This is a genomic window from Ursidibacter arcticus, from assembly GCF_009761375.1.
Classification (GTDB): domain Bacteria; phylum Pseudomonadota; class Gammaproteobacteria; order Enterobacterales; family Pasteurellaceae; genus Ursidibacter; species Ursidibacter arcticus.
On sequence record NZ_LEKM01000050.1, the window covers coordinates 19339 to 32949 of the forward strand.

Here is a 13611-nt window from a genome sequence, read left to right on the forward strand (position 1 = left end):
ATTAAAACTTACTGTTTTTTAGCACCGAAAGCACCTTGTAGAATACTAGATGCATCTGAATAAGATCCTGCTAATTCTGCGGCATTTTTTCCATAGAATTTACCATGTAAGTCTGCCTTTTGACCATTTTGAACAGCTTCACCAGCAAATGTATTTTTATCTAGTTTTGCATTTACAGTTACTGAATCAATACCACTCTCTGCAGCAAAAACAGTTCCTGTTAAATTTTTATTGGCGAAATCAGCAGTTAAATCTACTTTACCAACCTGAGTTGTAACTTTACCTTTATTAACATAGATTGAATCACCTACATATTTCGCTGTTCCACTTTGTGGAATTTCAGATTCTGCTGTTAAGTTATTCCCTTGGTAGAATATCGCTGAGTGTTGTGGACCAGCTGCAAAATAACCAAAGTAAGTAGAGAATTTTTTAGGATCATTTATATAACTACCGCTTTCAGTTTTAGTAAAACCTACAGAACCCTCTTTCCAAAGAGGAAGAGGGAACCCCATTCCTGTTAATGTCATTGTAGGATATGCTTTTCCACGATAGAAAAATCCACCAGCAGCATTCTTATGTTCAGGGGATTCTACTCTTGGAGGACGCTGACCTTTCCCACCCTGCTGTGGATTACCTGCCTGTGGATTACCTGCCTGTGGATTACCTGCCTGTGGATTACCTGCCTGTGGGTTTCCTGCTTGTGGGTTTCCTGCTTGTGGGTTTCCTGCTTGTGGGTTTCCTGCTTGTGGGTTTCCTGCTTGTGAATTTCCTGCTTGTGAATTTCCTGCCTGTGGATTCCCTGCCTGTGGATTCCCTGCCTGTGGATTCCCTGCCTGTGGGGTTCCTGTTTGCGGATTACCTGTTTGTGTGTTTCCTGTTTGTGGACCTCCAGCTACTGATCCTCCATTACCAACAGTATTATTTGATGAGCTACCGCCACTAGAACAAGCAGCTAATGTTACAGCAGCTAAAGCAGTTAAACTAAATTTCACTAATTTTTTCATATAAGTCTCCTTTTATAAATAAAAATGATTTTTATTTATGTGTAAATATATAAGGTAGCCAAAGAAAAATCAAGTGATAAAAAAATAATATTATAGATACAAATAGAATAAAAAAACTTAGCCCATTTCACAATGAACTAAGTTTTAATGTTAAGAAACTTTAATCTTTAAAAATTACGCAAAATACTTCTCAAGATCATCGCTGCCGCCAATATATTGACCGCCGATGAAAATTTGTGGCACGCTAGTTTTACCTGTAATCGCACGCACAGAAGTAGTACTAGCATCACGCCCTAAAACAATCTCTTCATAAGCAAAGCCTTTCTCAGCTAATAAAGTTTTAGCTTTAATGCAGTAAGGACAACTTGGTTTAGTAAAAATAGAGACTGATGCTTTTGCTTTCCAATCAGGTTTGAGATATTGAATCATTGTATCTGCATCAGAGACTTTGAATGGATCACCAGGTTCATTTGGTTCGATGAACATTTTCTCAACCACGCCATTTTTAACAAGCATTGAATAACGCCAAGAGCGTTTACCAAAACCAAGATCATTTTTATCAACCAACATTTCCATACCAGCGGTAAATTCGCCATTACCATCTGGTAATACAGTTACGTTTGCACATTCTTGATCTGCTTTCCAAGCGTTCATTACAAAGGTATCATTCACTGATACACAAATGATGTCATCAACACCCAGAGCTTTAAATTCTGCGGCTAATTCATTATAGCGTGGTAAGTGCGTTGAAGAACAAGTTGGGGTAAATGCACCTGGCAATGAAAATAATACAACCGTTTTATTATCAAAAAGCTCTGAGCTGGTAACATCAACCCATTGATCGCCTTGACGAGTATGGAATGTAACTTGAGGAACTTTTTTTCCTTCCATCGTAGACATAATATTTTCTCCTATATTATTAAAAATCTAATAAACTAAATACTGCAAAATGCAGTAGTAGCTTGTCGATTATAATGAAAATTGACTATGACTTCTAATAATTTACGCAATAAATTTGGTAAACTGCCCTTATACATTCCATCTACTCATCTATCTTAATCTTGGTTTTTTAAAATCTCATTCATTAACTGAATATCAATGTGGCAATAACCATTCGGATTTTTATCCAAATAATCTTGATGATATTCTTCAGCTGGAAAATAGTGTTCTAACATCTCATTTTCTACTGCTAATGGCTGAGCATAGGCTTTTTGTAGTTCTGTAAGAGATTGAGTAATAATAGGGCTATCTTGCGGATCAACATAATAAATACCTGTACGATATTGAATACCTTTATCCGCACCTTGTTGATTGATACTAATCGGGTCAATCACTTTAAAGTAGTAATCCAATAATTTTGCTAGGCTGATTTTATTTACATCATAAGTCACTTTTACAACTTCTGCGTGTCCACTCCCATTGCAAACGTCTTTATAAGTTGGATTTAAACTACCGCCATTTGCATAGCCAGATTCAGCATCGATTACCCCATTGATGCGTTGCATAAAGGCTTCTGTTCCCCAAAAACAGCCGCCTGCTAAATAGATCTCTTTAATATTTGACATTGATAACTCCTTTGTAAAATGTTGATTAAATCTTACCGCTTGTTTGGTTTCCAAAACGTTGAAATGCCATTGCTGTAAATTGAATAATCCAACCTACACCTAATGCGAAAGCAATAGTACTGATACCTAAAGTACCACCTAGTAATAGCCCTAGAATACCTACTGTCGCTTCAATGGTTGTACGAACAATTCCAACTTTCCAACCATATTTTAAGCAGACACCTACCATCAACCCATCGCGAGGCCCTGCTCCCAGTTGGCAAGAAAGATAAAAGGTTGTACTAATACCGAATAATACAATGGCAAAAATCATCAAGAAAATACGTGCCATTGTACCTGATGGGGCAGGAATATAATTGACGGTGAGATCGATAAAGAGTGCGATAATGAATACATTGAGTAAAGTACCTAAACCGATTCGTAATTTAAGTGGAATCCATAATAGTAATACAATTAAGCTAACAATGGCGATTACAACACCAATAGATAATCCTGTTTGTAGTGCAACACCTTGAGCGAAGATTGTCCAAGGTGTTGCACCTAAATTAGCTAATACGAGTAAACCATCACCGATACCCATCAATGCCATTGCAATACAAATAACGAATAAAGGATAAGGTTTAAACTGCCATTGATGATCCGCAGCCCAAGGCATTTTAGGAATTGGCGATTTTCTACTCATAACGTAACGCCTCCGCAGGTTCAATTTTAGCAGCTCGATAAGCTGGGTAAAGGGTACATAATAACGATAGAGCCATTGAAGAAAGTAGTACAACCGTAATCTGAGAGTAAGCAACTTCTGTTGGTAACACCACGCCTAAAGGGTTTATAAAATTAAGTATCGCAGATAAATGCTGAGCAATTAACAGACCTAGTCCGCCCCCTAATAATGCACCAATAACACCCACTATCGCACCTTGTGCAACAAAAATTTGCATTACTTGCCCTTTTGTTAGTCCCTGTGTTTGTAAAATAGCAATTTCCCCTTGTTTATCAACCACCATTAAACTTAGGGACGTTACAATATTGGAAATGGCGACAATGATAATTAAGCTAACCAATAGGCTCATCATATTTTTTTCCATTCTAACCGCTTGGAAAAACTCGCCTTTTTGCTCACGCCAATCGTTAATTTGCCAATTATTATCAGAAAAGTATTTAGGCAGTTCAGTCACATCAAAAGGATCACTGAGGAATAGTCTTAACCCTTGTGCTGTAGTTACATCTAAACGTAATAAACGTCCAACATCCGTCAAATTAGCAAACAGGATATACTCACTTGCTTCATTTTGAGAATGATATATTTGAGAAATAGTAAATAGCCGTTGAACTGGTACTCGTCCAAATGGTGTGTATTGGCTATTTTCTGTAATCATTAGGCGGATTTTATCACCTAGATTTAAGTTTAATTCCTGTGCTAAACGAGAGCCAATAATGACATTAAACTGGTTAGTCGGCAGAAAATCAGAAAGATTAACAATATCCGTAAGTAATGGATCATCCGTATTTGACTGAACACCTATCAATTGTCCAGCATTTATACCCTGCTGACTCTGAATAACGACATTCGCTCGGTTAATAACCACCGCTTTTTCAACAAAGTTTGGGGCATTAAGAGACTTAGGTACCTGCCAAGGGCGTTCACTAGGAGTAATAATTGCATGTGGCAAAGTTGAGAGTAAATTATGCTTTTGTGTAGTTTCTAAACCATTCATTACTGATAGCACAATAACTAACGCCATTACACCTAACACAATACCTAAACTGGCTAGATTAGTTACCAAACGACCAAATTTGTCGCCACTCTTAGAACGCCAGTAGCGTAATGCAATAAATAAAGGGATTTTAAAATTCATCATTTCATTCAAAAAAAGATAAGCGGATAGAAATTGGTAAAATTCTACCAAAATCTATCCGCTTATTTGAGCTATTTTTTAGTTAATTACACCACAAGCCATTCTAGGTCCACCGCCACCAAGTGGTGCAGGATGATCTGAATGATTATCCCCACCTGCGTGAATCATTAATGAGCGACCTTTTACTTCATCTAATTTTTTCAAGCGTGGAGCAAGTACAGGGTTAGTTGCATTACCATCGTGATCTACCGTTAATGCAGGTAAATCACCTAAATGAGCGTCATCGACCCAAGGGAAACCGTGTTTTTTCGTTCCTTTTGGATCCCAATGTCCGCCAGCACCTAAACCAGCAACTAACTTTCCATCTTTCTCTTTAGGCTCGCAGCTTGGGTTTTCGTGAATATGAAAACCGTGTAATCCGTGAGAAAGTCCTGTTAGATTTGGCGTAAAGACCAAACCATAAGATGATTCCGTAATCGTAACAACGCCCACATCTTTATTACCATTTTGCGGGTCTAATTGTTGAACTTTAACTTCAATTTTTGCCATTTCATTTGCCATTGTTGGTGCTGAAAAAGCAAATAATGAGGCGAATGCTAATGCAACTGCTGTTTTTGTTTTCATCGGAGTCTCCTATTTTCCCGTTGCGACAAATTCTTCAATATTTTGAGCGACTTTATTGACTAAGGTGGTTACGGCGGAATCACTTGCCCACGCAATATGTGGAGTAATCAATAAATTAGGTAAACGTTTTGCTGCTTGGATAAGTGGGTTGTCTTTCTCAGGCGGTTCTTTAACTAATACATCTAATGCAGCCCCTGCAATCACTCCATTCTCAAGGGCGTGTAATAAAGCAGTTTCATCAACTAAAGGGCCACGTCCAGTATTGATTAAATAAGCACTTGGTTTCATTAACGCTAATGTATCCGCATTGATTAAATTCTGTGTCGTTTCAGTTAATGGACAATGTAGCGTAACAATATCGGCTTGTTTTAAAACATCTTCAAATGCGGTATAACCTTCACGAATGGTTGTAGCACCTTTATGTTCTGCATAAAGCACATTCATTCCTAGTAGTTGTGCTAAACGCCCCACTTCTGTACCTAAGCACCCTTTACCAAAAACGCCCAATGTTGCCCCACGCACATCTGTAATCGGGTAATCGGTATAGCAGAATTGCCCACAGGTTGCCCAACGGTCTGAAGTGATTTGATCTCGATGATAGCCAACCAAACTATGTTTAAGGGCGAAGATCATTCCTAAAACGTGTTCAGGCACTGTCACCGATGAATATCCCGTTACATTTTTAACCGCAATACCCAGCTCTTTTGCGGCAACTAAATCAATATTGTTAGTTCCTGTTGCTGTTATCGCAATCAATTTTAATTTTGGTAATTTTGCTAAAAGCTCACGATTAAAAACTACTTTACTCGTAACAACAATATCTGCATCTTTAGCTCGTTCATAAGTTTCATCTGCTGAAGTGCGATCATATTCAACCCAATTATGTGGAAAACTTGGGCGTGGAATATCGTGGCTTGCTGGCACGCCTGTTCTATCTAAAAAAACAATGTTCAACATCATTAACTCCTTTGTTTGTTATTGTATGAATATCTTCGACTATATAACAAGCGGTTACTTTTAACAAAAAATTTACAAAAGCCTTGTTAGTTTTGAAATAATGCAACCTTTGTTCACATCATTTGTAATAAAAAACGGTTAGCGACAAAGCTAACCGTTATCCTTTAATTTGATGTATCTAATTCAGGGAAAGATTTTACTAAATCATCTACCGCTTTCATTTGGCTAACAAAACCTTCTAAAGCAGAAAGTGGTAATGCTGATGGGCCATCACATTTTGCTTGATTTGGGTTTGGGTGTGCCTCTAAGAATAATCCTGCTAATCCCACTGCTAATCCTGAACGAGCAAGCTCAGTAACTTGTGAACGGCGACCGCCCGATGCTGCACCGAAAGGATCTCGACATTGTAAAGAGTGTGTTACATCAAAGATCACAGGACAACCTTTTGATACTTTTTTCATAATACTAAAGCCAAGCATATCGACAACCAAATTATCGTAACCAAAGTTTGTTCCGCGATCACATAAAATGACTTTATCATTGCCACACTCTTCAATCTTCTCAACAATATTTCCCATCTGCCCCGGGCTTAAAAATTGTGGTTTTTTCACATTGATAACCGCACCAGTGCGAGCCATTGCTTCAACTAAGTCAGTTTGACGAGCAAGAAATGCAGGGAGCTGAATAATATCCACAACTTCAGCAACAGGCTGACATTGATAAATTTCGTGTACGTCCGTAATAATTTTAACACCAAATGTTTCTTTTAACTCTTGGAAAATCTTTAAGCCTTGTTCCATTCCCGGCCCACGGTAAGAGTGAATAGATGAGCGATTTGCCTTATCAAAAGAGGCTTTAAAGACATAAGGCACACCTAATTTTTGGGTAACTTCAACGTATTTTTCGCAAACTTGCATCGCCATATCACGGCTTTCTAATACGTTCATTCCCCCAAAAAGTACGAAAGGTTTATCATTTGCAATATGTACATTGCCAAGAGAGATTGTTTTATTTGTCATCTTTTTTCCTTAAATAAAATTCTGGTAAATGGTATCTCTACGCCCAACAGAAATAACCGTAACCACAATGCGATTATCATTCACTTCATAAATAAGTCGGAAACCCGCAGAACGTAGTTTTATTTTGTATAGATCCTTATTTTTGCTACCAAACAGTTTATTTTTGGGAATGTGTGGATTTTCCAATACTTTCTCTAATTTTGTTAAAAACTGTTCTGCAATCACAGGAGATAATTTATCAAATTCTTTCAATGCTTTTTCAGTAAATGCTAATTCATATCGCATTGGCTTTCACTCTTTCACGCAACTCTTCAATAGAGATTTTTATCGTAGGCTCTGTTGAACGTTCCTGTGCAATTTTAAGCCATTTCTGATCTTCTAGCATTTCAAGTAGCTGTTCATAAAGAGGAGTTGGAATACAATAAAAAGCAGGTTTATTATGATCTAGTACCGCAATAGTTTCACCATTAGCATCTTCAATAACTGCCAGTGGATCTTGCTGAAAATCGCTAATACTTGCTGTATAGTGGCTAAATATTTGATTAACCATTTTATTCTCCTCGTAAAATTTAATGCACCATACTGGCTTTACTCTGTTTTTCTAGCCCTGCAATTTCCAGTTTTAACATCATTGCAGACGGATCATCGGGGCATTGATCGATAAAATAACTAAGATCATCATAAGCTGCTTGATAACAATCCATACTCGCCAAGACCATTCCACGATCCCGAATTTCATAAGGATCTTCAGGCTGAAATATTAAGCGGTACTCAATAATACGCAAAGTATCTTCATAGCGACCTTCTCGGCTTAGTGCCATTTTAAAGACCGTTTCTAACCGCTCTAACATTTCGTCAGCTTCGGCAATTCGTAAAAAATCTCGGCTTAGCTCTGTGCCAAATCCCATTTCTCCTTCTAACCATTTTTCCATTTTTTCTCGAGTTAAAAAAGAACCGTCCCAAGGGTTAATAAAATGGGTTTCTTTACGTCCTGTTTCGGTGGTAATTTCTGCTCGTACAACTAATTGCGTTGGAAAATTAACAGGATAAAGTGGTAAATCCAATACAGATGCTAGGTGCAATAATACAGCCCCCAATGATACTGGCATTCCACGTTTACGGCGTAGCACTTTGTCTATCTGTAAATTATCGGTGTAAAAATACTCTTGATGATGGCAATGAAAACCTTGTTCGCCATACATAAAATTGAGTAATTGCTGAATGCGTGGAAGATCGCCTTCTGCATTAACTTGATATTTTGCTTTTTTGACTAATGCTGACATCAAACCATAAATTTGTGGTTCAGTCAGATTATCATCTACTAGCGTACTTAATCGAATTAGCTCACGATATAAAAAACGTTGTAATTCAGTACGTTGCTTTTTGGTAAAAGTTGATATGTTAATTATTTCGTCCATACTGCCCAAGTTACTCGATCATTACCGCCATAATCTTGTGCGGTTTGTGGGTTATCCCATTGATATTGTTTAAATAGTGCTTGTACTGCACTGGCTTGTTGCCAACCGTGTTCGAGTACTAGCACCCCATTTTTGTGCAAATAAAGCGGTGCGTTTTCGATAATTTTTTGCAAATCCGCTAAACCATTTTGCTCTGCTACTAATGCGGATAACGGTTCAAACCGCACGTCCCCTTTCGTTAAATTTTCATCGTTAGCATCAATATAAGGGGGATTACTCACAATAAGGTCAAATTGCTGATTTTGCAAGATTTGAAACCAATCGCTAACGAAAAATTTCACATTAGATAAAGCTAATTGTTGGCGATTTTGTTCCGCCAGAATTACCGCATCTGGCTGTTTATCAATCCCAATAATACTTGCATTCGGTAGCTCATTGGCTAGTGCTAAAGCAATCGCTCCTGTGCCTGTGCCTAAATCCAAAATTTGCAAATTTTTATGTAAATCTGCCCGCTTGTGAGCTTGCTCCAACGCAATTTCAACCAATCGCTCGGTATCTGGGCGGGGAATTAAAGTCGCCGTTGATACTTTTAGCGGTAATGACCAAAACTCTTTTTCGCCTAAAATATATGCCATAGGTTCCCCTTTAGCTCGGCGAGTAAGTAATTCCGCTAATTTTTTTAGCTCAACATCATTTAGCACTGTTTCCGAAAAAGCAAAAATTGCAGATTTAGAACGTTTTGTTACCGCTTGTAACAGTAAATTCGCATCAACTTTCGCATTGAGAAAAGGATCTTGATCCATATTCTCAAGCAAAGTCTGTTCGGCGAATTTGAGCCATTGTTGGTAATTCATTTTAGTTATTAAGATTGCTCCGACAATGCTGCTAACTGATCCGCTTGGTATTCCGTAATAATTGGCTGAATTAACTCATCAATTTTACCGTTCATCACTTCATCTAAACGGTAAACGGTGAGATTGATGCGGTGATCAGTAACACGCCCTTGTGGATAGTTATAAGTACGAATTTTATCCGAACGGTCGCCTGAGCCAAGTAAGTTACGGCGAGTATCTGCTTGCTCCTGTGCTTGTTTCTCTTTTTCAACTTGCACAATACGAGATGCTAATACTGCTAGAGCCTTCGCTTTATTTTTATGTTGCGAACGCTCGTCTTGACATTCCACAACAATGCCTGTTGGAATGTGGGTAATTCGCACCGCTGAATCGGTTGTATTAACGTGCTGACCACCTGCACCCGATGAACGATAAGTATCTATACGCAAATCTGCTGGGTTAATTTCAGGTAGCTCAGACTCTGGCAATTCTGGCATTACTGCAACGGTACAAGCTGAAGTATGAATACGCCCTTGTGATTCTGTCTTTGGTACACGTTGAACTCGATGCCCGCCCGATTCAAATTTGAGCTGCCCGTAAACGCCTTCACCGCTAATTTTCACGATGATTTCTTTATAGCCCCCTTGCTCACTTTCGTTAGCAGATAGCTCTTCAATACGCCAACGTTTGCCTTCACAATAACGACTGTACATACGATATAAATCACCGGCAAAAATACCCGCTTCATCGCCACCTGTTCCTGCACGAATCTCAAGGAACGCGTTATATTCATCATTCGGATCTTTTGGTAGAAGTAAAATTTGTAATTGCTGTTCAAGCTGTTCAATTTCCGCTTTATTTTCGGCAATCTCTTCCTGAGCCATCTCTTTCATATCTGGGTCATCAAGTAGAATTTGGGCTTCTTCAATATCGCTATGTAATTTGTTCCAACGATTAAATGTGCCAACGACTTCTTCTAATTGTGAATACTCTTTAGAATAAGCTCGAAATTTTTCTTGATCATTGATAACAGAAGGGTCGCCTAATAAGGCTTGTAACTCTTCGTGGCGTTCGCTAAGGCTTTCTAATTTACTGATAATAGATGGTTTCATTGTCTTATTTTTGTCTTCTTTCGTTGAATGGTAAAAATTGGCGATATTGTAGCGGAAAAATCAAGTCTAATAAACGCAAAAAGCCTAGATATTCTCTAGGCTTATTCTCAAATTCAGTTAAATTATTTTACTAAATCTTTTAATCCTTTACCTGCAACGAACGCTGGTACATTAGCTGCTGGGATTTCAATCGCTTCGTTAGTTTTTGGGTTACGACCTGTACGAGCTTTACGGTGATTTACTTTGAAAGTACCGAAACCGATAAGTTGTACTGCATCACCTTTTTTAAGGCTATCAGAAATCGCATTTAATGTTGCTTCTAGTGCTGCTTTTGCATCTTTCTTGCTTAACTCTGCACCTGCTGCGATTGCATCGATTAACTCAGTTTTGTTCATAATAATTATCCTCTAAAAGATTTAGTTTAATAAAATTGCGTGAATGCTGTAATAGCTTAATCCAAAGTTAATTATTCTCAAAGCAAATAATCTTAAAATTGTTAGTCTTATCACATTTATTGATTAAATTTTAACCCAATGTTACTAATTCCGCTCGTTCGTATCTCATTTTTAAGGGCTAAAATCAGCTCAACATCTCGTTCTTCACATTCATTTAACAAACGATAAATTTGCCACTGTACGTCTAATTCTTCTTGGATTTCAGGGGTATTTTTTAGCTCTTGCTCATTTAATTCTCGCTCTTGTTGCATTTCTACATAAGTCGCAACGGTAGATAATGAAAGCTGGCTCAATTTAATCGCTTGTTCTAATGTTTCCCCTGCGATGATAGCGTGTAGCAACTCAGATAACCCTTCGCAAGCATCTTCTGCGGGCAAAACACCATAAAAATCAAATTGATTAACATCGGGAATGATCTCTTCAAGTTTCTCTAATTGATTTTCAAAGTTAATCTTCGCCCCTTTAACAGTAAGATGTTCCCAAACTAAATTAAGAATATTTTGGAAAATTTTAGCCTGATCTGACCGCTTGCTAACATCACAAAAAAGCTCAAAATTCGGCAACATTCGCTCACATAGACACGCCATAAAAGTTAAATGTTGCCAAGTTTCAAAGCGTTCCATACGTTTATGAATAGGATTTCGCATCGTTATATTCCTTAAATTATTTGCTAGTTGTTGGGCTTACTCATTACCTTGTTGGTGATAAGGCTGAGATAAACGGTGGATCGCATCAACAAATATTTTCGGGCTTTCTTCTGGTACATCTTGGTGGATACCGTGTCCAAGATTAAAGATATGTCCTGAACCATTACCAAAACCTGCTAAAATATCACTAACTTCTTGTTCAATACGCTCTGCTGGGGCATATAGCACACTCGGATCCATATTACCTTGTAAAGCAACTTTATGTCCTACTCTTGCTCTAGCATCAGCAATATCAACCGTCCAATCTAAACCAACAGCATCACAACCAGTATCCGCAATCGCTTCTAACCATAGTCCGCCACCTTTAGTAAAGAGAGTAACAGGTACTTTTCGTCCTTCATTCTCACGAATTAACCCATCGACAATTTTGTGCATATATTGCAATGAGAATTGTGGATACTCACGATGAGCCAATACGCCTCCCCAAGTATCAAAAATCATTACAGATTGAGCCCCTGCCTTAATTTGAGCATTCAGGTAAAGCGTTACGCTATCGGCTAATTTATTTAGTAAAGCGTGTAAAACCTTTGGTTCGCTATATAGCATTTTTTTAATTTTAGTGAAGGCCTTTGACGATCCACCTTCAACCATATAAGTTGCCAGTGTCCAAGGGCTACCTGAAAAACCAATCAACGGTACTTCGCCTTTTAACTCTCGGCGAATAGTTCGCACAGCGTTCATTACATATTGTAATTCACCTTCAGGATCAGGAATGGGTAGGTTATCTACATCAGCTTTAGTTTGGATAGGACGAGCAAATTTCGGCCCTTCACCCGCACCAAAACTTAACCCTAAGCCCATTGCATCAGGAATGGTTAAAATATCGGAAAACAGAATAGCCGCATCAAGATCATATCGGCGTAAAGGTTGTAGCGTCACTTCACAAGCTAAATCTGCATTACGGCAGAGCGACATAAAATCCCCAGCTTGGGCACGAGTTGCTTTATATTCTGGAAGATAACGCCCTGCTTGACGCATCATCCAGACGGGTGTCATATCTACGGGTTCACGCAATAATGCTCTTAAATAACGATCATTTTTTAATTCTGTCATAGCTTTCTCTCAAAAATTAAATGCCCCATTTGGCAAACGGGGCAGATAATAGCATAAATTAGTTTGATTTTACGCTGATCTTCACGCTAACTTGCTCGTTTTTGGCTAAAAGTGAACTAATTCGGGCTGTTTCAATACATAACATTGTCCGATAACCTTGTTCACTCATTGAACTAGTTGCTTTATGCCAAGGATTCCATACGACAATTTGTGAAGCATTGATATGTTCAACACTGATTTCACGATGATTATCTTGATCTGCAATGACACTCGGGGATTTTTCGGCTGAATAGATTTCATCAACATTTTCGGTAATTTTTCGTGGCGAACTGACCGCTTGTTGTTGCTGTGTCAAAGAATTAAAGCAATTATCAGGCAAATTAAACACCGCCACCTGCTCAATATCTGCCACATTAAAATAACTATGTAGTGCAAGTTGAGCAGGTTCATCAGCGAAATGAGTAAAAGTTAGGGTGCAAGTTTCATTTAGTCGCATCTTAATTTGAGCATCATTATCGAGCTTGAAAAGTAACTCAACACCATCATCTGTGATTTGATATTGGCTCAATGCCCAAAATCGCAAACGAGCAAAACCGTGAGCAGGTTGTTTCACTCCACCAAACCAAGGGTAACAAATCGGAATACCACCACGAATTGCATTACCCTCCACAAAAGGTTCAATCTCACTGAGCCATAATACATCTTGTTTACAATGTTCGGGCTGCCAGCTAAATAGCTGCGCCCCTTGTAGCGAAATTTTCGCTCGACATTTAGGGTGATTTACTTCAACAACGGGAATTTGATTATAGGTTACAACATTGATATCGGGCGGAAATGATTGGCTCATTGTTTTCTCCTTAAGCGGTGAGATATTGCTCTTTTTTGCAAAAATATTTTTCAAATCTCTCCTAAACCCCTCTTTACTAAAGAGGGGAAACTTTTTTAGGAAGAGACACTCTTCAAATATTCGTTTGTAAAAACAATAAATTGTTCAGACTGATGACAAAC

Annotated in this window: 17 protein-coding genes; all 17 read right to left on the bottom strand. The window is 38.3% G+C overall.

Going from position 1 to position 13611, the window contains the following annotated elements:
* Window positions 1-8: 8 nt before the first annotated feature.
* A complete protein-coding gene (locus tag A1D25_RS01580; RefSeq protein WP_157393972.1) occupies window positions 9-1004 on the bottom strand; it encodes a transferrin-binding protein-like solute binding protein in 996 nt (331 codons plus the stop codon).
* Between the two features lie 174 nt (window positions 1005-1178).
* Window positions 1179-1904 (bottom strand): glutathione peroxidase, encoded by a 726-nt coding sequence (locus tag A1D25_RS01585; RefSeq protein ID WP_157393973.1) that lies wholly within the window; start codon window positions 1902-1904, stop codon window positions 1179-1181.
* A 155-nt stretch (window positions 1905-2059) separates the two neighbouring features.
* Window positions 2060-2569: a peptide-methionine (S)-S-oxide reductase MsrA gene (gene msrA / locus A1D25_RS01590; protein ID WP_157393974.1), complete on the bottom strand. Its 510-nt coding sequence runs from the start codon at window positions 2567-2569 to the stop codon at window positions 2060-2062.
* Between the two features lie 25 nt (window positions 2570-2594).
* A complete protein-coding gene (gene yczE / locus A1D25_RS01595; RefSeq protein WP_157393975.1) occupies window positions 2595-3251 on the bottom strand; it encodes a membrane protein YczE in 657 nt (218 codons plus the stop codon).
* Complete coding sequence (locus tag A1D25_RS01600) at window positions 3244-4425, bottom strand: lipoprotein-releasing ABC transporter permease subunit (RefSeq protein WP_157393988.1); 1182 nt, start codon at window positions 4423-4425, stop codon at window positions 3244-3246. The genes yczE and A1D25_RS01600 overlap by 8 nt, the downstream gene beginning before the upstream one ends.
* 78 nt (window positions 4426-4503) lie before the next feature.
* Window positions 4504-5049 (bottom strand): superoxide dismutase family protein, encoded by a 546-nt coding sequence (gene sodC, locus A1D25_RS01605; RefSeq protein WP_157393976.1) that lies wholly within the window; start codon window positions 5047-5049, stop codon window positions 4504-4506.
* Window positions 5050-5058: 9 nt separating this feature from the next.
* Window positions 5059-6006: a 2-hydroxyacid dehydrogenase gene (locus A1D25_RS01610; protein ID WP_157393977.1), complete on the bottom strand. Its 948-nt coding sequence runs from the start codon at window positions 6004-6006 to the stop codon at window positions 5059-5061.
* A gap of 164 nt (window positions 6007-6170) precedes the next feature.
* Entirely contained in the window at window positions 6171-7025 is an 855-nt protein-coding gene (gene kdsA / locus A1D25_RS01615) for a 3-deoxy-8-phosphooctulonate synthase (protein WP_157393978.1), read from the bottom strand.
* A gap of 9 nt (window positions 7026-7034) precedes the next feature.
* Complete coding sequence (locus tag A1D25_RS01620; protein WP_157393979.1) at window positions 7035-7310, bottom strand: type II toxin-antitoxin system RelE family toxin; 276 nt, start codon at window positions 7308-7310, stop codon at window positions 7035-7037.
* Window positions 7300-7575, bottom strand: a complete 276-nt coding sequence (locus A1D25_RS01625; protein ID WP_157393980.1) for a type II toxin-antitoxin system Phd/YefM family antitoxin — start codon at window positions 7573-7575, stop codon at window positions 7300-7302. Before A1D25_RS01625 ends, A1D25_RS01620 begins: the two co-directional genes overlap by 11 nt.
* Window positions 7576-7594: 19 nt before the next feature.
* Window positions 7595-8443: a SirB1 family protein gene (locus A1D25_RS01630; protein WP_157393981.1), complete on the bottom strand. Its 849-nt coding sequence runs from the start codon at window positions 8441-8443 to the stop codon at window positions 7595-7597.
* Window positions 8431-9297, bottom strand: coding sequence for a peptide chain release factor N(5)-glutamine methyltransferase (prmC, locus tag A1D25_RS01635; protein ID WP_157393982.1), 867 nt, complete (start codon window positions 9295-9297; stop codon window positions 8431-8433). Before prmC ends, A1D25_RS01630 begins: the two co-directional genes overlap by 13 nt.
* Window positions 9298-9305: 8 nt before the next feature.
* Complete coding sequence (prfA, locus tag A1D25_RS01640; protein WP_157393983.1) at window positions 9306-10388, bottom strand: peptide chain release factor 1; 1083 nt, start codon at window positions 10386-10388, stop codon at window positions 9306-9308.
* A 122-nt stretch (window positions 10389-10510) separates the two neighbouring features.
* A complete protein-coding gene (locus tag A1D25_RS01645) occupies window positions 10511-10783 on the bottom strand; it encodes an HU family DNA-binding protein (protein WP_157393984.1) in 273 nt (90 codons plus the stop codon).
* A gap of 116 nt (window positions 10784-10899) precedes the next feature.
* A complete protein-coding gene (locus tag A1D25_RS01650) occupies window positions 10900-11490 on the bottom strand; it encodes a YjaG family protein (protein ID WP_157393985.1) in 591 nt (196 codons plus the stop codon).
* Window positions 11491-11526: 36 nt separating this feature from the next.
* Window positions 11527-12603: a uroporphyrinogen decarboxylase gene (gene hemE, locus A1D25_RS01655; protein ID WP_157393986.1), complete on the bottom strand. Its 1077-nt coding sequence runs from the start codon at window positions 12601-12603 to the stop codon at window positions 11527-11529.
* Window positions 12604-12661: 58 nt separating this feature from the next.
* Entirely contained in the window at window positions 12662-13450 is a 789-nt protein-coding gene (locus A1D25_RS01660; RefSeq protein ID WP_157393987.1) for a D-hexose-6-phosphate mutarotase, read from the bottom strand.
* Between the last annotated feature and the right edge of the window lie 161 nt (window positions 13451-13611).

Coding starts and splice junctions, on each gene's coding strand:
- A1D25_RS01580 (WP_157393972.1), bottom strand. CDS start 1,004: ATGAAAAAATTAGTGAAATTTAGTTTAACTGCTTTAGCTGCTGTAACA.
- A1D25_RS01585 (WP_157393973.1), bottom strand. CDS start 1,904: ATGTCTACGATGGAAGGAAAAAAAGTTCCTCAAGTTACATTCCATACT.
- msrA (WP_157393974.1), bottom strand. CDS start 2,569: ATGTCAAATATTAAAGAGATCTATTTAGCAGGCGGCTGTTTTTGGGGA.
- yczE (WP_157393975.1), bottom strand. CDS start 3,251: ATGAGTAGAAAATCGCCAATTCCTAAAATGCCTTGGGCTGCGGATCAT.
- A1D25_RS01600 (WP_157393988.1), bottom strand. CDS start 4,425: ATGAATTTTAAAATCCCTTTATTTATTGCATTACGCTACTGGCGTTCT.
- sodC (WP_157393976.1), bottom strand. CDS start 5,049: ATGAAAACAAAAACAGCAGTTGCATTAGCATTCGCCTCATTATTTGCT.
- A1D25_RS01610 (WP_157393977.1), bottom strand. CDS start 6,006: ATGTTGAACATTGTTTTTTTAGATAGAACAGGCGTGCCAGCAAGCCAC.
- kdsA (WP_157393978.1), bottom strand. CDS start 7,025: ATGACAAATAAAACAATCTCTCTTGGCAATGTACATATTGCAAATGAT.
- A1D25_RS01620 (WP_157393979.1), bottom strand. CDS start 7,310: ATGCGATATGAATTAGCATTTACTGAAAAAGCATTGAAAGAATTTGAT.
- A1D25_RS01625 (WP_157393980.1), bottom strand. CDS start 7,575: ATGGTTAATCAAATATTTAGCCACTATACAGCAAGTATTAGCGATTTT.
- A1D25_RS01630 (WP_157393981.1), bottom strand. CDS start 8,443: ATGGACGAAATAATTAACATATCAACTTTTACCAAAAAGCAACGTACT.
- prmC (WP_157393982.1), bottom strand. CDS start 9,297: ATGAATTACCAACAATGGCTCAAATTCGCCGAACAGACTTTGCTTGAG.
- prfA (WP_157393983.1), bottom strand. CDS start 10,388: ATGAAACCATCTATTATCAGTAAATTAGAAAGCCTTAGCGAACGCCAC.
- A1D25_RS01645 (WP_157393984.1), bottom strand. CDS start 10,783: ATGAACAAAACTGAGTTAATCGATGCAATCGCAGCAGGTGCAGAGTTA.
- A1D25_RS01650 (WP_157393985.1), bottom strand. CDS start 11,490: ATGCGAAATCCTATTCATAAACGTATGGAACGCTTTGAAACTTGGCAA.
- hemE (WP_157393986.1), bottom strand. CDS start 12,603: ATGACAGAATTAAAAAATGATCGTTATTTAAGAGCATTATTGCGTGAA.
- A1D25_RS01660 (WP_157393987.1), bottom strand. CDS start 13,450: ATGAGCCAATCATTTCCGCCCGATATCAATGTTGTAACCTATAATCAA.